Source organism: Kitasatospora sp. NPDC001119 (genome assembly GCF_053598475.1).
In genome coordinates this window covers 20,430-39,991 of sequence record NZ_JBSFKI010000062.1, presented here as the reverse complement: position 1 = coordinate 39,991, position 19,562 = coordinate 20,430, and the positions used below count along the sequence as shown (strand labels likewise).

21 protein-coding genes are annotated in these 19,562 nt (G+C 73.0%); 9 read left to right on the top strand and 12 right to left on the bottom strand.

The features are described from left to right. Window positions 1-344: 344 nt before the first annotated feature. Complete coding sequence (locus tag ACWDD9_RS41165) at window positions 345-701, bottom strand: beta/gamma crystallin domain-containing protein (protein WP_449814454.1); 357 nt, start codon at window positions 699-701, stop codon at window positions 345-347. Window positions 702-1,233: 532 nt separating this feature from the next. Here ACWDD9_RS41165 and ACWDD9_RS41160 point away from each other — a divergent pair. The 7 genes from ACWDD9_RS41160 (at window position 1,234) to ACWDD9_RS41130 (ending at window position 6,893) form a co-directional block, all read left to right on the top strand. Further along, window positions 1,234-1,632, top strand: a complete 399-nt coding sequence (locus ACWDD9_RS41160) for an ArsR/SmtB family transcription factor (protein ID WP_449814453.1) — start codon at window positions 1,234-1,236, stop codon at window positions 1,630-1,632. Continuing rightward, window positions 1,629-3,596: a heavy metal translocating P-type ATPase gene (locus tag ACWDD9_RS41155; protein WP_449814452.1), complete on the top strand. Its 1,968-nt coding sequence runs from the start codon at window positions 1,629-1,631 to the stop codon at window positions 3,594-3,596. Before ACWDD9_RS41160 ends, ACWDD9_RS41155 begins: the two co-directional genes overlap by 4 nt. Before the next feature lie 218 nt (window positions 3,597-3,814). After that, window positions 3,815-4,006, top strand: coding sequence for a hypothetical protein (locus ACWDD9_RS41150; RefSeq protein ID WP_074005868.1), 192 nt, complete (start codon window positions 3,815-3,817; stop codon window positions 4,004-4,006). Between the two features lie 2 nt (window positions 4,007-4,008). Further along, window positions 4,009-4,365: an ArsR/SmtB family transcription factor gene (locus ACWDD9_RS41145; RefSeq protein WP_074005869.1), complete on the top strand. Its 357-nt coding sequence runs from the start codon at window positions 4,009-4,011 to the stop codon at window positions 4,363-4,365. 80 nt (window positions 4,366-4,445) lie between these two features. Beyond that, on the top strand, window positions 4,446-6,089 hold the full coding sequence (locus ACWDD9_RS41140; protein WP_449814456.1) for a SulP family inorganic anion transporter: 1,644 nt from the start codon (window positions 4,446-4,448) through the stop codon (window positions 6,087-6,089). A gap of 73 nt (window positions 6,090-6,162) precedes the next feature. Continuing rightward, entirely contained in the window at window positions 6,163-6,294 is a 132-nt protein-coding gene (locus ACWDD9_RS41135) for a DUF6126 family protein (protein ID WP_220450012.1), read from the top strand. 149 nt (window positions 6,295-6,443) lie between these two features. Then, a complete protein-coding gene (locus tag ACWDD9_RS41130) occupies window positions 6,444-6,893 on the top strand; it encodes a GNAT family N-acetyltransferase (protein ID WP_375874646.1) in 450 nt (149 codons plus the stop codon). 16 nt (window positions 6,894-6,909) lie between these two features. Here the strand turns inward: ACWDD9_RS41130 and ACWDD9_RS41125 are convergent, their stop codons facing one another. Continuing rightward, the gene (locus tag ACWDD9_RS41125) at window positions 6,910-7,752 is read right to left on the bottom strand and encodes a hypothetical protein (protein WP_449814451.1); all 843 of its coding nucleotides are present in this window, start codon (window positions 7,750-7,752) and stop codon (window positions 6,910-6,912) included. Beyond that, window positions 7,745-8,257, bottom strand: a complete 513-nt coding sequence (locus tag ACWDD9_RS41120) for a SigE family RNA polymerase sigma factor (protein WP_449814450.1) — start codon at window positions 8,255-8,257, stop codon at window positions 7,745-7,747. Before ACWDD9_RS41120 ends, ACWDD9_RS41125 begins: the two co-directional genes overlap by 8 nt. Before the next feature lie 252 nt (window positions 8,258-8,509). On the opposite strand from ACWDD9_RS41120, the gene ACWDD9_RS41115 reads away from it, so the two are divergent. Then, window positions 8,510-9,277, top strand: a complete 768-nt coding sequence (locus ACWDD9_RS41115; RefSeq protein WP_449814448.1) for a hypothetical protein — start codon at window positions 8,510-8,512, stop codon at window positions 9,275-9,277. A 102-nt stretch (window positions 9,278-9,379) separates the two neighbouring features. Here ACWDD9_RS41115 and ACWDD9_RS41110 read toward each other — a convergent pair whose 3' ends face one another. The 7 genes from ACWDD9_RS41110 to dcd all read right to left on the bottom strand — a co-directional run bounded on the left by ACWDD9_RS41110 (window position 9,380) and on the right by dcd (window position 15,592). After that, window positions 9,380-10,726, bottom strand: coding sequence for a hypothetical protein (locus ACWDD9_RS41110; protein WP_449814447.1), 1,347 nt, complete (start codon window positions 10,724-10,726; stop codon window positions 9,380-9,382). A gap of 88 nt (window positions 10,727-10,814) precedes the next feature. Further along, the gene (locus tag ACWDD9_RS41105; protein ID WP_449814446.1) at window positions 10,815-11,555 is read right to left on the bottom strand and encodes a class I SAM-dependent methyltransferase; all 741 of its coding nucleotides are present in this window, start codon (window positions 11,553-11,555) and stop codon (window positions 10,815-10,817) included. Further along, window positions 11,552-12,853 (bottom strand): MFS transporter, encoded by a 1,302-nt coding sequence (locus ACWDD9_RS41100; RefSeq protein WP_449814445.1) that lies wholly within the window; start codon window positions 12,851-12,853, stop codon window positions 11,552-11,554. The genes ACWDD9_RS41105 and ACWDD9_RS41100 overlap by 4 nt, the downstream gene beginning before the upstream one ends. Before the next feature lie 87 nt (window positions 12,854-12,940). Then, complete coding sequence (locus ACWDD9_RS41095) at window positions 12,941-13,453, bottom strand: HIT family protein (RefSeq protein WP_380745352.1); 513 nt, start codon at window positions 13,451-13,453, stop codon at window positions 12,941-12,943. Continuing rightward, window positions 13,450-14,547, bottom strand: coding sequence for a glycosyltransferase family 4 protein (locus ACWDD9_RS41090; RefSeq protein ID WP_449814444.1), 1,098 nt, complete (start codon window positions 14,545-14,547; stop codon window positions 13,450-13,452). The genes ACWDD9_RS41095 and ACWDD9_RS41090 overlap by 4 nt, the downstream gene beginning before the upstream one ends. Further along, window positions 14,544-15,068 (bottom strand): dCTP deaminase, encoded by a 525-nt coding sequence (locus ACWDD9_RS41085; RefSeq protein WP_449814443.1) that lies wholly within the window; start codon window positions 15,066-15,068, stop codon window positions 14,544-14,546. The genes ACWDD9_RS41090 and ACWDD9_RS41085 overlap by 4 nt, the downstream gene beginning before the upstream one ends. Continuing rightward, complete coding sequence (gene dcd, locus ACWDD9_RS41080) at window positions 15,065-15,592, bottom strand: dCTP deaminase (protein WP_449814442.1); 528 nt, start codon at window positions 15,590-15,592, stop codon at window positions 15,065-15,067. The genes ACWDD9_RS41085 and dcd overlap by 4 nt, the downstream gene beginning before the upstream one ends. 121 nt (window positions 15,593-15,713) lie before the next feature. Here dcd and ACWDD9_RS41075 point away from each other — a divergent pair, with 121 nt between their 5' ends. Continuing rightward, window positions 15,714-16,634: an ROK family protein gene (locus ACWDD9_RS41075; RefSeq protein WP_449814441.1), complete on the top strand. Its 921-nt coding sequence runs from the start codon at window positions 15,714-15,716 to the stop codon at window positions 16,632-16,634. 79 nt (window positions 16,635-16,713) lie between these two features. Here ACWDD9_RS41075 and ACWDD9_RS41070 read toward each other — a convergent pair whose 3' ends face one another. Continuing rightward, window positions 16,714-17,907, bottom strand: coding sequence for an argininosuccinate synthase-related protein (locus ACWDD9_RS41070; RefSeq protein WP_449814440.1), 1,194 nt, complete (start codon window positions 17,905-17,907; stop codon window positions 16,714-16,716). 91 nt (window positions 17,908-17,998) lie between these two features. Continuing rightward, window positions 17,999-19,333 carry a hypothetical protein gene (locus ACWDD9_RS41065; protein ID WP_449814439.1) on the bottom strand — a complete coding sequence of 445 codons (1,335 nt, stop codon included), beginning with the start codon at window positions 19,331-19,333 and terminating at the stop codon, window positions 17,999-18,001. Window positions 19,334-19,562: the final 229 nt, after the last annotated feature.

Sequence of the window (19,562 nt, the reverse complement as noted above, 5' to 3'; positions counted from 1 at the left end):
GGAAGTTGAACAGGCTGGCGGAGAGCTGGAGTTGGGTGACACCGTGGCGGCGGGTCAGCTCGGGCCCGTGCTCCGGGGACCACCGCCTTTCGTCGTCCCCCTGCTCCACGCCGCCCGAGAGCAGGCTGCTGGTCACCTCGGCGCTCGCCTCCATGGGTGCGGGGACGGGCAGCCGTGGCGCAGCATGCCGACGCCGGCCAGCCCCTGGAGGGGGTGGCCGGCGTCGGTGAGCCGGGGTGGAGCGAATTCACGTCACAGAAAATTCGGTGGCGATCGAAGCACTGAGGGAATTCCCGGTGATTCGGTCGGGCGAATTTCTGTTCGGGGTTCGCTCTGCCGGTTCGTCAGAGGATCTGGATGGAGTTGACTCGCGGCGGGCGGTTCGGGAAGGAGATGTCGGTCCAGCGGTTGATCCGCACCGAGTCGCCGTTGGCGTCGGAGTAGACCAGGTCGTTGTTCCCGGTGGAGATCCGGTCGACCCACCACCCGCCGAAGCCGATCGACCCCCCGTTCGCGTAGCAGTCGACGCTGTCACGGCCGTCGAGGTGCGACCAGATCTTCAGGAAGTCGTTGCGGCTCCCGTCGCACTGGACGTGGTCGATGGCGAAGGCGTTGCCGGACGGCACGGCCACGGTGAGCGTGGTCGCCGCGGCGAAGGCCATCGCCATCGAGCTCACGACCTTCTTGGCTTTCGAGATCATGGATTCTCCTCAGTCGGATGAAATGTCGAATCGGAGACCGCTTCGCAACGAGTTTCGGTTGCGTCGTGCTCGATCAGTATCCAGACCGCTTTTGTGACGGTCAATCGAACGAAGTCTGGCCTCACGTGTTCTCGGTCATTTCCCTCCGTGTTTTCGGCGAGGCGTGGGGTGTGCTGTTCTGGTGGGTCGCTAGTGGTTCCGGGGCCGGGCGGACGGGCCGTCGACCGAGGGTCGCCTAAGTGCTGCGCTGACGTGGGGTGATGGTCGGACAGTCGACCGCGCGCGACAGCTCTCGGGGGACGACTGGCTGGGAGAGGGGGGTGGGGCTGGCGGGTTCGCGCAGGACGTGTCGTGCGGTGCCGGGGGAGGGCGTGGGCGGCGTCCCCGCGCCCCGATCGACCGCCGTGGCCGCCCGTGGCGACGGCGACGACCTGTCTCTCCGGCGTCCTCTCCCGGATGCGGTCGCGGTCGAACCGGGCCGCGACAGCCCGTCTGGAGCGATGACATCGTTAGCGACAGCTATCATCGGTCCATGACGATGAATAGCCCGGTGGTCGGGCCCTCGGCCACCACCTCGTGCGGCGCGCCCTCGGCAGCGGTGGCCCTGTTCCGCTCGCTCGGCGACCCGGCCCGCCTCGCGATCCTGCTGCGCCTGGCCCGGGGCGAGGCCAAGGTCGTGGACCTGGTCGGCTGCGTGGGCCTGGCCCAGTCCACGGTCTCGGCGCACCTGGCCTGCCTGCGGGACTGCGGCCTGGTCGACTCCCGCCCCCAGGGCCGGGCCTCCCTGTACTTCCTGGCCCGCCCGGAACTGCTGGACCTGCTGGCCTCGGCCGAGCAGTTGCTCGCCGCGACCGGCGAGGCCGTCGACCTCTGCCCGATCTACGGCACCCCGGCGGCGCCCGCCCCGGACAGCACCGGAGCCGGCCGATGAGCGACGCCTGCGGCTGCGGCGACGACAGGAAGACCGTGGAGGGAGGGGAGGAGCGCGAACCGGAGAAGCTCTGGGAGGTCGGCGAGCTGCGGGCCGCCGCCGTGGCCGGCGTCCTGCTGCTGGCCGGACTGATCGCCGGCTGGTCCGGCGCGTCCGACACCGCGGTGACCGCGCTGAACGCGCTCGCCCTCGTCGTCGGCGCCTGGACCTTCGTACCCGCCACGCTGCGCCGCCTGGCCAAGGGCAAGGTCGGGGTCGGCACGCTGATGACGATCGCCGCCGTCGGCGGGGTCCTCCTCGGCGAGGTCGGCGAGGCCGCCATGCTGGCCTTCCTCTACTCCGTCAGCGAGGGCCTGGAGGCCTGGTCCCTGGCCCGCACCCGCCGGGGCCTGCGCGCCCTGCTGAACCTGGTGCCCGAACGGGCGACCGTGCTGCGCGACGGCACCGAGCGGACCGTCGCGCCCGCCGAACTGCGCATCGGCGACAGGATGGTGGTCAGGCCCGGCGAGCGGATCGCCACCGACGGCACCGTCCGCGCCGGCCGCACCGCCCTGGACGTCTCCGCCATCACCGGTGAGTCCGTCCCCGTCGAGGCCGGTCTGGGCGGTGAGGTGTACGCGGGCGCGATCAACGGCACCGGCGTGCTGGAGGTCGAGGTCACCAGCACGGCCGAGGACAACTCGCTGGCCCGGATCGTCCGGATCGTGGAGGCCGAACAGGCCCGCAAGGGCGCCGGCCAGCGCCTCGCCGACCGGATCGCCAAGCCCCTGGTGCCCGGCATCATGGTCGCCGCCGCCCTCATCGCCCTCGTCGGCTCCCTGCTGGGCGATCCGGCCACCTGGATCGAGCGGGCGCTGGTCGTCCTGGTCGCCGCCTCCCCGTGCGCACTCGCCATCTCCGTACCCGTCACCGTGGTCGCCGCCGTCGGCGCGGCCGGCAGGCTCGGCGTCCTGGTCAAGGGCGGAGCCGCCCTCGAAGCCCTCGGCGCCGTACGCGCCGTCGCCCTCGACAAGACCGGCACCCTCACCCGCAACCGGCCCGCGGTCGTCCGCGTCGCCACCCTGGACGGCCACAGCCGCGACACCGTCCTCGCGGTGGCCGCCGCGCTGGAGGCCCGCAGTGAACACCCCCTGGCCGAGGCCGTCCTGGCCGCCGCCCCCGGGGTGCCCGTCGCCACCGACGTCGAGGCGGTCACCGGCGCCGGCCTCACCGGCCGCCTGGGCGGCCGCCCCGTCCGGCTCGGGCGCCCCGGCTGGATCGAGCCCGGCCCGCTGGCCGAAGCCGTCACCGCGATGCAGGACTCCGGTGCCACCGCCGTCCTCGTCGAGGACGACGCGACGGTGATCGGCGCGATCGCGGTACGCGACGAACTGCGCCCCGAGGCCCGCGAGGTCGTCGACCGCCTCCGCGCCCGCGGCCTGACCGTGGCGATGCTCACCGGCGACAACGAACGCACCGCCCGGGCCCTCGCCGCCGAGGCCGGCATCGACACCGTGCACGCGGACCTGCGCCCCGAGGACAAGGCCCGCATCATCGGCGGGCTCCGCACCCTCCGCCCGACCGCGATGGTCGGCGACGGCGTCAACGACGCCCCCGCCCTGGCCACCGCCGACCTCGGCATCGCGATGGGGGCGATGGGCACCGACGTCGCCATCGAGACCGCCGACGTCGCGCTCATGGGCGAGGACCTGCGCCACCTGCCCCAGGCCCTGGACCACGCCCGCCGCGCACGGCGGATCATGCTCCAGAACGTCGGCCTGTCCCTGGCGGTCATCGTCGGTCTGATGCCGCTCGCCCTCCTCGGCGTCCTCGGCCTCGCCGCCGTCGTCGCGGTCCACGAGCTCGCCGAGATCGTCATCATCGGCAACGGCGTGCGGGCCGGACGCGCCAAGCCGCTGCCCCCGGCCCCGACTCCGACCCCGCACCGCGCGAGCGCGCCCGCCCCGGCCGGAGCCGTCGCCTGACCCCTCGCCCGTAGCACGGTCCGCCGGCCCCGGCCGCTCCGCCGCCGACGGCGCGTGGAGCGGCCGGGGCCGCTGTCGATCACCGCGTCCTCGGGCCGGGCGGAGATCGATGTGCAGAAGTCGCAACTTGAAGAATTCTTCAAGTGCATAGATGATGCTGCCCTGTACTCGGCAGAGATGCGGTCGCGCGCGGCAGCGCCGGCGGCGAGGAGGGGCGCATGAGCGACGTATTCGACCAGGAGCTTCGCGAGCAGCTCGACGAGGCCCGCCGGCAGCGGGCCGGCGCCCGGGCGGCAGGTGACGAGGACAGCGCGCAGGCGTACGCCGGACGCGTCACACAGCTGCTGCGGATCGCCGCCCAGCACGGCATCGAGATCGAGCACACCGCCGAGGAACAGGAAGAGGACTGAGCATGGCCGTCCCGCTCTACCAGGCGAAGGCGGAGTTCTTCCGCACGCTCGGCCACCCGGCGCGCATCCGCGTGCTGGAACTGCTCCAGGACGGCCCGCGTCCGGTGCGCGAGCTGCTCGCCTCGATCGAGATCGAGCCGTCCAGCCTCTCCCAGCAGCTCTCCGTCCTGCGCCGCAGCAACCTGGTCACGGCCACCCGCGAGGGCAACACCGTGGTCTACGCACTGAGCACGCCGGACGTCGCGGAGCTGCTGCGGGCCGCGCGCCGCATCCTCACCGAGATGATCGCCGACCAGGGGACGCTGCTCGCCGAGCTGCGCTCGGCCGGGCTTCCGGACGCGGCGGAGCAGACGGCGTGAGCGCCACACGGACCACCCTCGCGGGCCGGGCCGCCGGGCGGGTCCGGGCCGTGCTGCCGAACCGCGCGGCCCTCGCCGCCATGGGGCGCTCGCCGCGCAAGGACCTGGTGGCCGGTCTGACGGTGGCGATCGTCGCGCTGCCGCTCGCGCTGGGCTTCGGCGTCGCCTCCGGCGCGGGGGCCGAGGCCGGGCTGGCCACCGCCGTGGTCGCCGGGGCGCTGGCCGCGGTGTTCGGCGGCTCCAACCTCCAGGTCAGCGGACCGACCGGCGCCATGACCGTGGTCCTGGTGCCGATCGTGCACAGGTACGGCACCTCCGGCGTCCTCACCGTCGGCCTGATCGCCGGCCTGCTGCTGGTCGCCCTCGCTCTCGGCGGGGCCGGCCGTTTCATGGCCTACGTCCCCGCGCCGGTCGTCGAGGGCTTCACCCTCGGCATCGCCGGCGTGATCGGACTCCAGCAGGTGCCCGCCGCCCTCGGCGTCACCAAGGGCGACGCCGAGAACGTCGTGGCCGTCGCCGGACAGGCCCTCGCCGACTTCGCCCGCCACCCGCACCCGGCCGCGCCCGCCGTGGCGCTCGCCGTCGCCGCGGTGATGCTCGTCGGCGCACGGCTGCGCCCCGGCATCCCGTTCTCGCTGCTCGCCGTCGCCGCCGCGACCGCGGTGGCCGACCTCGCCCACCTGGACGTGGCGACCATCGGCCACCTCCCGGCCGGTCTGCCGCTGCCGTCGCTGGGCTTCCTCGACCCCGGCGCGGTGCCGCACCTGCTCACCGCGGCCCTCGCGGTCGCCGCGCTGGCGGCGCTGGAGTCGCTGATGTCGGCGACCGCCGCGGACGCGATGAGTGCTTCCGAACGGCACGACAGCGACCGGGAGTTGTTCGGCCAGGGAGTGGCCAACCTGGTCGCCCCGCTGTTCGGTGGCGTCGCCGCCACCGGCGCGATCGCCCGTACCGCCGTCAACGTCCGCTCCGGCGCCGTCTCCCGGCTCGCCGCCCTGGTGCACGCCGCCGTGCTCGCGGTGGTCGTGTTCGCCGCAGCTCCGCTCGTCGAGGGCATCCCGCTGGCCGCGCTCGCGGGCGTCCTGATCGCCACCGCGGTCCGGATGGTCGAGGTGGCCTCACTGCGGGCGCTGGCCCGCAGCGGACGCGGCGAGGCCGCCGTTCTGGCGCTGACCGCCGCCGCGACCCTGGCCTTCGACCTGGTCACGGCCGTCGTCGTCGGCCTGGCCGTCGCCGGGATCCTGGCCCTGCGCCAGGTCGCGCGGTCCGCGCGGCTCCAGCAGGTGCCGCTGCACGACGGCCTGGCCCCGGCCGACCACCACGAGGAGGAGCGGGCGCTGCTCGCCGAGCACATCGTCGCCTACCGGATAGACGGGCCGGTGTTCTTCGCGGCCGCACACCGCTTCCTGCTCCAACTCGCCGAGACCACCGACGTCAAGGCCGTCATCCTGCGCCTGTCCCACGTCACCGCGATCGACTCCACGGGCGCCCTGGCGCTGGGCGACGCGATCGGCACGCTGGAACGGCGCGGCATCCTCGTCCTGGCCGCGGGGGTGCCGGACGGCCACCGGCGGACCCTGGACGCCCTCGGCGTCCTGGACACCCTCCAGCGGCAGGGGCGGGTCTTCGCCCGGACACCGGACGCCATCGCCCGTGCCCGCACCGAGCTGCGGACCACCGGAGTCCTGGCGGAGGCCACGGTACGAAAGGGAACGGACCGATGACCGCCCGGCGCCCGCACATCCGCCCGAGGCCCCGCCACGACCGCCCCACGACCCGACCCCAGGAGCACCGACCATGAGCAGCGCCACCGGCGACGAGAAGAAGCGGCGCAAGGCCATGCTCATCCGCGCCGGGATCTACATCCTGGGCACCCACCTGTTCGCCGGCTTCGTCATCCTGCTCTTCGCCCTCGGCAACCGCCACTGACCCCCCGTCCGGTCGCCGACCCCCGAACTGCTGCCACAACGGGCGGGGTTCGCGCTGCTGACGGTTGGTCGCAACGCCTGGACGGGAACGGGAGTGCTCCAGCGCCGGCAGTGTGGCAGGCTGGCCCGATGTCTACGACCCTCCGCCCCATGGACGCCCGACTCCTGCCCGCCTGGCTTGATCGCAGCCGGGCCGAGTACGCCAAGGACCTCGTCGCTGCGGGGCAGACGCCCGAGGACGCCGGCCGGCACGCGGCCGACAGCATGGCCCGCTACTTCCCCTCCGGTGCACCGAGCCCCGGGCACGCGGTCTTCGACGTGGTCGATGCCGCCGGGGCCACCGTCGGCCACCTCTGGATCGGACCGGACACGAGCGAGGACGCCGGCTCCTGGTGGGTCTGGGACATCGCGATCGACGCCGACAAGCGCGGGCTGGGCCTCGGGCGAAGGGCCATGCTCCTCGGCGAGGAGTACGCCCGGGCGCAGGGCGCCCATACCCTCGGGCTCAGCGTCTTCGGGTTCAACACGGGCGCGCGCGGCCTCTACGAGTCGCTCGGCTACGAGACGACCTCGGTCAAGATGCTCAAGCGACTCGGCTGAGGTCCTGGGGCACCGCCTACGGGTGGGTGTCCTTGGCCGTGGGCTGCGTCCTCTGGTTGTAGATCTCCTTGCCGTCCGCGTTGTAGGCGTGGACGTAGGGGGTCGGGGGGAAGGCGTTCGCGTCGGGGCCGGTGGAGATGGCAGCCGTGTAGGCGAACGCGCCGCCCGCCATGACGGTCGGGTACTGCGTCGGGTCGTCGCCGTAGCTGATGGTGACCTTGGCGACGTCGGCGGTGTAGTGCCCGGCGCCCAGTGAGAGGACCTGCCCGGCACCGGTCGGGGCGTTGAAGCTGTCGAAGAACTCGACCAGGTGGCCGGCGCCCCACAGACGGTCGTTGATGAACGTCGGCGGGAGGGAGATGCTGTGCCCGGTCCGGCCCTTCGACTCGCACTGCGCGTACTGGCCGGCGGAGTCGACGGCGACGACCACGCCGTCGGTGTCCGAGGAGGCGGCGGGAGCGCGGACCCCGATCACCGCCTGGTACTGCGAAGCCTCGGAACCCAGGCAGGAGCCCAGGATCCCGGCGACGGCCCCGGCCTCGATCGGGGTCGTCGTCGTGCTGGTGACGGTGAAAGCCGCCGGGGGGTGGGGGGAGGCAGGCACGGAGGGGGTGCCTGTGGCGGCCGGCCCCTGCTGTGGTGCCGGTGGGTGTTGTGGCCCCGGCGGGTTCAGCACGGACGGGAGGGTCAGGCACAAGGCCGCCGCGGCGCAGGCCGCGGTCGCGCCGAGGGCGTGTCGGCGGTGGCGGCGCCGGTCGGCGCGTCTGCGGATCTCCGCAGCGGGCAGGGTCGGTGCCGGCATCTGCGTGCCGAGCAGCCGCAGCCGGTCGTCGAGGCTGTCGTGGACGGGGTCAGACACGGAGCTTTCCTTCCTCGCTGGTCGGGGTCCGGTCGGAGAGTCTGGCCGCGAGCGCGGTCCGGCCGCGGGCGAGGCGGCTCTTGACGGTGCTGATGCCGGCGCCGGTCTCGGCCGAGACCTGCTCGATGGAGAGGTCGCACATGTGGTGCAGGACCAGGGCGATCCGCTGTGCTTCGGGTAGGTCGCGGAGCGCGGTGACCAGCATCAGGTGCTCCTCGGTGGGCGGCTCGACGGTGGACGGTTCGTGGCGGTGGTGGTGTCCGGCCAGGTGCAGGCCCCGGGCGAGGCGCCGCCAGCGGGAGTGGGCCAGCCGCCGGGCCGTGGTCCGGATCCATGCCTCCGGGGCGTTGCCGGGGTCGAAGGTGCGCCTGCGGTCCCAGGCGCGGATGAAGGCCTCCTGGACCACGTCCTGGGCTTCGCACCAGTTGCCGGTTATCGCGTAGAGCTGCCCGGTGAGGCGGGAGAAGGACGCCGCGTAGAACGCGTCGAACTCCTGTGGCGTCATCAAGGGCCTCTCCTCCGGGGCTGTCCGTCAGCTCGCGGCACGGGCGGTGCGCGAGGGAGCACTCCTCGGCCACGGCGGGTCAGCCGTGCGTCCTGGGTGGAGCCTCCCGCCCTGTACGCACGAGCGCCGTCCCAGGGTTACATCGACGGCCTATGACCTGGATCACATGCGCGGGGTGCGACCGGTCGGGCATCGGGAGGCGTACAGGGGCGCGGGCATCAACCGGACGCCCGCAGGAAGGGACACGGATTCATGCGTATCCGCCCGATCATGATCATCACCGCCACCGTCGCGGCCATCGCGACCGCGGGGGGAATGGCCACCGCCGCGACCGGCACCCCCACGGCCACCCCCACGGCCCAGAGCAAGCCCGCCGCCGCGCCGGCCGCCCCTGCCGCGCCGGCCGCCCCGGCCTCCGGCGGCGGCTCGGCCGCGACCGGAGCGACTGCCACCCCGGCGGCCTCCACCGTCACCAGCACGACGACGACCCCGATCGACGCCGGGACCGTCGCCGGGATCCTGGCCTCCTGCCTGGGCTCCGAGGCTTCGCAGTACCAGGCGGTGATCGGGGTCCGCGCTCCCGTCGCCTCGTCGGACACCGACGGCGTGGTCATCGCCGTCGACTCCGCCGGCCAGTACGTGCAGTGCGAGTCGAAGGGCGACAAGGGCACCAGCATGTCCTCGCCCGCGACGTTCATCAACGACCGCCTGTGGGGCACCGGTCACCTGGTCGAGTTCTTCGACAGCTTCAGCACGCCGGCCGGTGCCGGGCAGGTCCTCTCGCTGGGCGCCGGGCACTACACCGCCGACGTCGCCAAGGTCACCATCAGCTACGGCGACGACGCGACGGAGTACCCGGCCGTCATGGCGGGCGGCGCGTTCGCCTACACGGCTGCCATCTCCACCGGCTCCGACGCGAACGCCTTCCCCCCGGCTCCCTACGTCCACGCCTACAACGCGGACGGCAAGGAGATCTACAACCAGAAGACGCAGCCCACGGTCAAGAACACCCACCCGTAGGCGACACCCCGGGCGGGCGGCCGTTGCGACCTCCGCAGGGGCAGTGAGCCGGATCCTCCGCGGAGGATCCGGCTCACTGCCTGACGAACCGGGCCGAGCGGGTCAGCGCTGCCGCTCGGGCTCCGCGTAGGTGCGGAAGTCCGAGGCGGTCTCCGGCCAGTTGGCCCGCTGCCAGCTCCGCAGCTCCGGGTACGTCGCGTGCGCGGGCACGACCACCAGGCGCTCGTCGAACCAGCGGGTCAGGAACTCGCGCCGGCTGCGCACCTCCTCCCGGGTGCGCCCGCTCAGCATGACCTGCCCGACCCCCTGGGTGGTGTCCTGCACCGTGTCCCCCGTCCGGAAGCCGTACGGGAGGTCCAGTCGCACGTGCTCGACACCGGGCAGGGCCCGGATCTGCTCCAGTGAGGGATAGCCGACCAGGACGCCGGGCCGGTTGGCGAGGAAGAGGGTGCTGACGCTCTCCGGACGGACGGCCGGTTCGATCGTCGGCTCGATCCCCTCCGCGCACCGGATGGCGGCTTCGCCCAGGTCCACGCCGAACTTGAACGCCACCGCTTCGGAGATCAGCCCGCCGCCGGTGCGGGCGGCGCACTCGCCGAACACGAGCCCGCCGGTGTCGGGCCGGCGGAACAGCTCCATGTGGAACACCCCGCGCCGCAGGCCGAGGGCCCGCAGCGCCTCCGTCACGACCGGCCGCGCCAGGGCGAAGGCGTCCGCGTCCTCGGTCGGGTCGAAGCGTTCCAGCTGGAGCACCCGGTTGGCGTCGACGGCGGTCAGGCACGGCTCCGCGTAGGTGCCCACGCTGAGGAACCGGAGTTCGCCGTCGAAGACCACGCCGTCCGCCATCCACTCCTCGCCCGGCGTGAACTCCTCCAGGACGAAGGTGCGTTGCGGAACGCCCCGGCGCCGGTACTCGGCGCAGGTGTCGATCAGCTCGGCCAGCCCCCGGACGACCGAGGTGTTCCGGGTGCCCGCCCCGGCGATGGGCTTGAGCACCGCCTTGTCGAAGTCCGCGAGGGCGGACGGATCCAGGTGGTGGATGTCCTCGATGACCTGCGAGGCGCCGACGTCCAGGCCGGCCGCCGCGACGGCCCGCTTCTGCAGCCACTTGTCCCGGAAGTTCGGGGCGATGTCCGCGGCCACGGCCGTCGGGAGGTCCAGGACCCGGGCGAGTGCCGCGACGGTGACCAGGGCCTCCTCGTCGGAGGTCTGGAGGAAGCGGAACTCCCGCTCGGCGGCGCCGGTCCGGCGCAGGGCGAGGAGGACGCTCTCGATGCTCGTCGGGTCCTCGGCGAAGATCCCCACGGCCCCGTCCGGGAGCTTCAGGTAGCCCCAGTCCGCCAGGTGCGGGCCGTGCACCACGTACGGCGTGATGCCGTTCCGGAGGCAGGCGCGCATCGCGTACGGGTCCGTGCCGACTATCAGGGCCGAGGGCTGGTCCTGGGGCAAGGGTTCTCCTTCGTTGTGGGGCTGAGGGGGCGGCGGTCCGGGGGCGGACCGGGAAGACGGGTCGGAAGGGTGGACCGGGACGGCGGGTCTAGAGGTCGGCGATCCGCCACACCCCGATCGACTTGTCGGCGAAGCGGTGCTCGACCCGTGTGCCGTCCTCCTCGGTGACGTAGACCTCGGTGCACTGCTCGTCGAGCACCCGGAAGGGCTCGGGCAGCAGGAAGGGGGCCCGCCGGAGGTTGAGCGGACGCCAGCCGCCCGCTTCGGTGGCGGCCTCGTTCCCGGCCCGCCCGGTGAAGGTGGTCGTCGCCAGGTAGGTCGAGCCGCTGCGCCGGATGTTGTCCAGCGCGCGGTGGACGTCGTCGTCTCCGAGGTGCACCAGGCAGTCGCGGGAGAACACCAGGTCGACCTCCGGCAGCGGGTCGCGGGTGAGGTCGAGGACCCGGAACTCGCGGTCGGCGCGGGCGAAGCGCGCCCGGTTGCGCTCGACCACCGCGGGGACGATGTCGGCACCGAGGTAGCGGTCGACGCCCAGGTCGACCCTGGACATCCAGAAGAAGTCCCCGCACGGCGCGTCGAGCAGGCTCCGGACGCCGAGTTCGGTGAGCAGGGACGGCAGTTCGGCACGCAGCGCGGCCGTCTGGGCCAGGTTCGACCCGAGGCCGGAGCGGGATTCGTCGTCGTCGGCCCCGCTGTCCTCGGTCAGGGTCCAGGCCCCGCTGGCGTAGATCCGGGCGAAGGTCTCCTGGAGCGGCACGCGCGGTGGCCCGGCGGCTTCCGGTGCCGCCACGGAACCGCGCGTGCCCTGCTCCCGGGTGTCATCGGTCATTGGTCCTCCTTGGTCGTACGGACGGATGCCGGCACTGCTGCCGAAGCCTGTTGCGGACGGTCCGCCCCCGCCGCGGGCTGCGGCTCGGACGGCAGGGTGCGGACCCCCGGGACGGCCAGCACGACGCCCGCGGTCGCGGCGACCAGGCAGGCCGCGCCCAGGAAGACGGCGCCGATGCCGACCCGGTCCGCGATCGGGGCGGCGACCGCCAGGCCGAGCGGGAGGAAGACGAACGAGCCGAAGGCGTCGTAGGACATGACCCGGGACATCGACTCCTCCGGCACGTGCTTCTGCAGTGCCGTGAGGAAGGTGACGTCGTTGAGGCTCATGCAGAGGCCGGTGACGAACATCGCGCCGGCGGTGACGGCGACCGGCGCGGCGCAGGCCAGCGCGACCAGGGACGGCACGATCCCCAGGGTGAACAGCACCGCGGCCCGAAGGGGCCGGCGGGGCCGCAGCCGGATGGCCAGCAGGCTGCCCGCCACGAAGCCGACCGCCTGCGCGGTGAGGACGGCGGCCCATCCGGAGGCGCCGCCGAGGTGCGCCTCGGCCTCGACCGGTCCCAGCACGATGAAGCCGGCGCCGATGCACACGTTCACCAGCGCGAGTTGCGCCACCGCCGCCCACAGCCAGGTCCGTTCGGTGAACTCCCGCCACCCGTGCCGGAGTTGGGAGAAGATCCCTTCCTCCGTGGGCGACGGCTGGTCCGCCGAGCCGGTCAGCCGGACTCCGGCGAGGAGCACCGCGGACACCAGGAACGTCGCCGCGTCCACCACCAGTGCCCAGCCGGCGCCGAGCAGGACGACCAGCACGCCCGCGAGCGCCGCGCCGCCGATGCTGCCCGCGTTCATCGACAGCTGGACCAGCGCGTTGGCGGACTGGATCTTCTCGGCGGGCACGAGCCGCACCGTGACGCTCCGGGACGCCGGGGTGAACAGCGCGCTGGCGGCGCCGCTGACCATCGACAGGACGACCAGGCCCGCCAGGGAGTCCGTCCCGGTCAGCACCAGGACCGCGACCGCTCCCTGGGCGAGACCCGCGGTCAGGTCCGCCCCGACCATGACCCGGTGCCGCGGCAGCCGGTCGGCCAGGACACCGCCGTACAGCAGGAACGCGACCTGGGCGGCGATCCGGGCGGCGGCCACGATCCCGAGGGTCGAACCCGAGCCGTCCGGCATTCCGAGGACGGCGAAGGCGAGCGCCACCGGTGCGATGGCGTCACCCAGCAGGGAGACGGACCGGGCGGAGAACAGCAGCAGGAAGGAGCGGTCTCGGAGGATGGAGAGGTCGGCGCGCACACAAGGCCTTTCACGTTCTGGCCCGACGGGATCGAGCTGGTCGGGGAGCCGTCACACCGCGGTCCGGTCCGGGTGGTCGGGGAGCCGTCACACCGTGGTCCGGTCCGGGTGTTCGGGTGGCGGTGCCGAGAGGCGGGCGCGGGTGGCGGCGAGCCGCTCCAGCGGCACCGGGTCGGCCTTCCAGGGGCGGTGGAGATGGTCCCCGGCCGCCCGGGGCACCAGGTGGACGTGCAGGTGGAACACGTCCTGCCAGCCCGCGTCCCGGTTCGCCTGGAACAGCGTCAGGCCGTCCGGCGCCAGCACGTCCCGGATCCGCCCGGCCATCAGGTGGACGGTGGCCATCACGGCGGCGGCGTCCTCCGGGGTGATCTCCCAGAGGTCGGCGGCGTGGCGCTTGGGGATCACCAGGGTGTGCCCGTCCATGACCGCGGTGATGTCGAGGAAGGCGATGGTCCGCTCGTCCTCGTGGACGACGGCGGCGGGCAGCCGGCCCCCGACGATGGCGCAGAACACGCAGTCCGCGGACCGCGGGCCGTCGCCCCGGTCCCGCTCCGGCCCGCCGGTGGGCGCAGGGGCCGCGGTGGTCGGCCGGGCCGTCATCGCGCGACCCGGCGGGAGAGTTCGGCCAGGTCGCCGGCGGTCCGCGACAGCGGGAAGCGCCCGCTGTTGACCAGGCCGGCCGCGGCCAGGTCGTCCAGCCGCTCGGGCGAGCGGAGGAACTCCTCGATGCGGCCCCGGAGCGCCGTGAAGTCCCCGAAGTCGACCGGGAGCGCGGAGCGGCCGAGCACCTCGGTCAGGCCCGGCACGGGCTGGTAGGCGACCGGCAGGCCGCACGCCTGCGCCTCGATGGTCACCAGCCCGAACGCCTCCAGCCGGAGCGAGGGGACGATCAGGAGGTCGTGTCCGCCGAACGCGCGCCACAGGTCCTCCCGGGACAGCCAGCCGAGGCGGCGCACCCGCGACAGGTCGGAGCGTGCGGCCAGGGCCGCGAACTCCGCCCGGGGAGCGGCCACGGAGAGCTCCACCCCGGGGAGCGAGGCCACCGCCGCGATCAGGCCGGAGGTGGCCTTCTCGGCGGTGAGCCGACCCGCGTAGAGCACCCGCAGGACGCCCGCTTCGCGCTCCGCGCGGTGCCCCGCCCCGGTGGGCCGGTCGGCCAGCAGCCGGTCGGGGACGCCCCAGGGGATGTGGACGATCCGGTCCGACGGGACCGGGGCGATCCGGCGCAGCCGGTCCGCCATCGCCCGGGTGGGGACGACGATCGCGTCGGCCGATGTCGCCGTCTCCCGCAGGACGGCGGCCTGGGTCGGGTGGTCCTCGGCGAACAGCAGGTCGGTGCCGTGCACCAGCGCGATGCTCGGCCGGTCGGGAAAGACCTGTTGCAGGGCGGCCGTCGCGCCGAAGGCCAGGTGCTGGAGGTGCAGCACGTCGTGGTCGGCGGCGGGGTACCTGTCCCGGACGGCGGCGCCGAGCCGGTCCACGTAGGCCCAGAACGCCGGCCCCGACACCGTCTTGCCCGGCACCGCGAGCAGGGCCGGTGAACCGGAGGTGTCGGGCGCCTGCCGGTCCTCCGGGGCGAGCATGAAGACGTCGGCGGGGATGAGCGGTTCCGGCCCGCCGTACAGGTCGCGCAGCAGCTCGACGCTGCCGCCGGGGCTGTCCGGGGGGAGGTCGATCCCGGTGAGGACGTTCACGCGAGCTCCTCGTACAGTCGCGACGTGTCGATGCCGCTGGTCCGGGTGTACTTCCGGCCCATGTTCTGGTAACTGGCCTCCGCGCCGAGGGTCTTGAGGAAGATGATCTTCCCGAAGGTCATCCCGGGGTAGATCCGCACCGGGCGCACGACGCGGATCTCGAGCGTCCACCGGATGGCGTGGCCGACGTGGCCGAGCGGTGCCGAGACGTGCACCCAGACGCCCAGTGCGCCCACCGTGCGGTCACCGTTGATCATCTGCGCGAAGCGCTCGGAATGGGTGCGCTCGTGGGTGACCCCGAGGTAGAGCCTGCCCGGCAGCAGCACCATGCCGTCCGGCGGGATGGTGCGCTCCTCGAACTCCGTGGAATGCGCCGCGTCGAGTTCGGAATCGCACACCCGGATGGTGTCGCCGAGTCGCCAGTCGTAGGCGTTCGGGGAAATCCTTCGGGGGTCGAACGGCTCTATGACGATGTCACCGGAGTCGATCGACCTGGCTATTTCCGCCCGGGTGAGGATCACAGCTGCCCCAACTTGTCCCGCCAGTAGCGCGATTCCTGCGGTCCGACCGCGCCCTGGTACTTCCCGGAATAGGGCTCGATATCGCCGAGCGTGTCGAAGAACATGATCTGCCCGATCTTCATCCCGGGATACACCCGCAGCGGTCGGACCGCGGACAGCATGAGGGTCCACTGGCCGTGGAAGCCGATGTCCCCGATCGGGGCGGTGATCTCCACGAAGAGCCCGAGCCGGCCGACCGAGGAGCGCCCGAAGAGCAGGGGCACGAAGACGTCGGATCCGACCTCCTCCACGGTGTGCCCCAGGTAGAGCTGGTCGGGCTCCAGCACGAAGCCGCTGGAGTCGATCTTGGTGGCGTCGGTCCGGTTGGGCCGGTACGCGTCGATGACGCTGTCCGTGTAGGTGATCAGCGTCTCCCCGAGGCAGACGTTGTAGCTGTTCGGGTTCACCTGGCCCCGGTTGAACGGGGATATGGAAATCCTGCCGTCGCGGGCGGATTCAACGATTTCTGGTCCCGTCAGGATCACAGGAGGCTCCCACTCTTCCGGCCTGCCGGACAAAACGGCGGGCGCGCACCGACGAGGCTTTTACGGGTCGTTTTCCAGGACGTTTGCCAGCTCGTCCGAGCATGCTCCATACTCATCCCCCATGAAACACGTCATAGCCCTTGATGTGGGCGGTACCGGAATCAAGTCCGCCCTGATCGGAAGCAGCGGAGAATTACTTCACCAGGCCCGCCGGGAAACCCCTCGCGAACGCGGCACCGACACCGTCGTGGAATCGGTGCTCGAGGCGGCCGCCGAAATGCGCGCCCACGGCGAGCGCCGCTTCGGCCGGCCCGCGGCCGCGGTGGGCGTCGCCGTGCCCGGCATCGTCGACGTCGGCACCGGCACCGTCGTGTTCGCAGCCAACCTCGGCTGGCACGACCTCCCGCTCGGCGCGCTGCTGGCCGACCGCCTGGGCGGCGTGCCGGTCGCCTTCGGCCACGACGTCCGCACCGGAGGACTCGCCGAGCAGCGGATCGGCGCCGGCCGGGGTGCCGAACAGTTCCTCTTCCTGGCCATCGGCACCGGCATCGCGGGCGCGATCGCCCTCGGCGGACGGATCGAGGCGGGCGCCCACGGCGCCGGCGGCGAGATCGGCCACATCGTGGTCCGGCCCGGAGGCGCCGCCTGCCCCTGCGGCCGGCGCGGCTGCCTGGAGCAGTACGCCTCGGCCTCGGCCGTCGGACGGGCCTGGGCCGCGGCCTCGGGCCGACCGGCCGCCGACGCGGCGGACTGCGTCCGGGCGCTGGAGGCCGGCGACAGCCGCGCCCGGACGGTCTGGGACGACGCCCTGGCCGCGCTCGCCGACGGTCTCGTCACCTGCCTCACCCTGCTCGACCCGGGCACCGTGATCATCGGAGGCGGGCTGGCCGAGGCCAGGGACACCCTGTTCGAACCGCTGCGCGCGGCGGTCGGGAAGCGGCTCGCCTTCGAGCGGATGCCGGAGATCGTGCCGGCGGCACTCGGGGAGACGGCGGGCTGCCTCGGCGCCGGCCTGCTGGCCTGGGACCTCCTCGACGGCTGACATCCTTCGCCCCCCGCCGTCGGCCCGCCGCTCCCGCAGCGGGCCGACGGCGGGGGAGCGGGACGGTACGGGCCGCGCATCAGGCCCCCGCCAGCACGGCGAGCTCCGCCCTCACGGACTGCTGCTCCCAGCTCTCCCGATCGCGCAGGTAGACCGGCCGGTCGGCCTCGATGGCCCGGGTCTCGGCCCCGCCGGGCGTGAGCCGCCAGCGCACCGAGCCCGTCACCGGCCGGGCGCAGAAGTCCATGAACGACTGGGTGGCCGCCCGCAGTTCGCCGAACCAGCGGCCCTCCAGCGCCTCCCGCACCCACAGCTGTTCGAGGTGCATCTTCTCGCGGATCGTCTCGGCCGAGAGCACCGCCGACTCGAGGTGCCGGTAGCTGCGCAGCAGGAGCCACGCGGCCGGCATCTCCCGGATCTCCAGCACCTTCTCGCCGCCGGCGAGGTGCTCCAGGCCGCTGTACCGCCCGAGGCCGAAGGCGCCGACCCGCCGGTTCAGCTGGTCGATCAGCGGCACCAGCGGCAGGCGGGTGCCGTCGACCGCCACCGGCGTACCCCCCTCGAACCGCACCTCGACGCCGTCCTCGGTGACCGCCGGTCGGCGCGCGCTCCACCGGAACAGCTGCTCCGGCACCGCGTGCTGCTCGGGGTCGTCCAGGAGCCCGGACTCGAACTCGCGGCACCAGAGGTTCGAGTCGCCGCTCACGACGCGCTCGCTCATCCGGGCGAGGCCGGCCTCCTTCAGCTCCTGGATCTTGACGTCCCGGCCCACCGGGTCGAGGTCGTACGGGCTGCCGTAGGCGCCGTCGAAGCCCAGCAGTTCCAGGGCGCCGTTGAGTCTGCGCATGGTGTTCTGGGAGCGGTTGGCGGTGTGCAGGACGGCCGCCGCCCCGAGCTCCTCCGCCAGTTCGGTGGCGAACCGGGCGATCAGCGGGCGGCTCAGGGTCGAACTCACCGGGTGGGTCCCCAGGTAGACCGCCTGGCTGACGATGGCCGCCCGCACGAACTCGTCGGCGAAGGCTCCGCGGCCGTCCACGACGTGCAGCCGGACCCCCAGCTCGTCGGCGATCTGCTGTTTCTGTTCGCTGGTCTCGTCCTCGCCGAGGTCCACGCTCAGCGCGTGGACGTTCCGGAACCCGGCGTTCTTCAGCCGCAGCAGGAGGAAGCTGCTGTCGAGCCCTCCGCTGAAGAGCGTGACGACAGGGGCTTCCGCCGGCAGGACATCGGTGGTGAGTTGACGGAAGGAGCGGATCAAGCGGTGATGGCTTTGCATGATGGTCCTTCGAGACGCGGTGGGGGAAGTGGTTCGGCGCGTGCGGCGGCCGTCCCGCGGGTGAGGTCCGCGGCCCGGGCGGCGGGCGGCCTCAGTCGTCCGAGTAGGTGCCGAAGGAGGAAGCGGATTCCGGCCAGTTCTCCTTCTGCCACCGGCGCAGTTCGGGGTAGCTCGCGTGCGCGGGCACGACCAGCAGCCGCTCGTCGAACCACGCGGTCAGGGAGTCGCGGCGTTCGCGGAACTCCTCCCGGGTGCGGCCGCTCAGCACGACCTGGCCGACGGCCTCGGTGGTGCTCGCGAGCGCGTCCGCCATGCGGAAGCCGTACGGGAGTTCCAGTCGCAGGTACTCGACCCCGGGCAGGGCGCGCACCTCGGCCGGGGTCGGGTAGCCGACCAGGACGCCGGGACGGTTGTTGAGGTAGGTGGAGCCGATCGTGTCGGGCCGCACCGAGGGCTCGATCCGGGGGTCGGTCCCGGCCGCGCAGCGCAGCCCGGCGAGCGCCAGGTCGACGCCGAACTTGGCTTCGACCAGCTCGGGTTGGAGCAGTCCGCCGGTCCGGGCCGCACACTCGCCGAACACCAGCCTCCCGGTGTCCGGCTGGTGGAAGAGCTCCATGTGGAAGGTGCCGCGCCGTAGGCCGAGCGCGCGAAGGGCCGGTTCCACGACCGAGCGTGCGAGGTCGTAGGCGGAGGCGTCGGAGACCGGGTCGAACACCTCGACCTGGAGCGCCCGGTTGAAGTCCACCGTGCTCAGGCAGGGCTCGCCGTACGTGCTGACGCTGAGGAACCGCAGCTCTCCGTCGAAGACCACGCCGTCGGCGATCCACTCGTCGCCCGCAACGAACTCCTCCAGGACGAAGGTCCGTTGGGGCATGCCGGCGCGCCGGAGCTCGGCACACCGGGCGATCAGCCCGGCGCGGCCCTCGACGACCGAGGTGTTCCGGGTGCCGGCACCGGCGACCGGCTTGAGGACCGCCTTGTCGAAGTCCTCGACGCTCGCCGGATCCAGGTGGTGGACGTCCTCGATCAGGCGGGACCGGGTGACCTCGATGCCGGCCGCGGCGAGCGCCTCCTTCTGCAGCCACTTGTCCCGGAACCGCACGGCGGTGTCCGGGTCCACGGCGACCGGGGCGCCCAGGACCTCGCCCAGGGCCGCCACGGTGACCAGGGCGAACTCGTCCCCGGTGTGGACGCAGTCGAAGTCCCGGTCGGCGAGGCCGGCCCGGTGCAGCGCGAGCAGCACGCTCTCCACGCTGGAGGTGTCCTCGGCGAAGACGGTCTCGACCCCGTCCGGAATTCCGATGAACCCCCAGTCGCGCAGGCCGGGGCCGTGCACCACGACGGGCTCGATTCCGTTGCGGAGCGCGGCCCGGATCAGGTACGGGTCCGCTCCGACGATCAGGGCCGAGGATCGGTTCTCAGACACGGGTCTCCTTTGGAACGGGGCGGGTCCAGCCCACGATGTTCGTGCATCGATTCAGTGGCAATGCCCCACCTGATGCCGCCGCTTCGGCGAATTCGCCGGGGCCTCGGGCACGAATGACCGGGGGAATGCCTGCGGGGATGCGCGGAATGCGTCCCGTTCCACGTATCCGTCACGCTCCGACGGATACGCGAACCCCCCGGTCGGCTCCGGAACCATGGCGTCGTGGTTC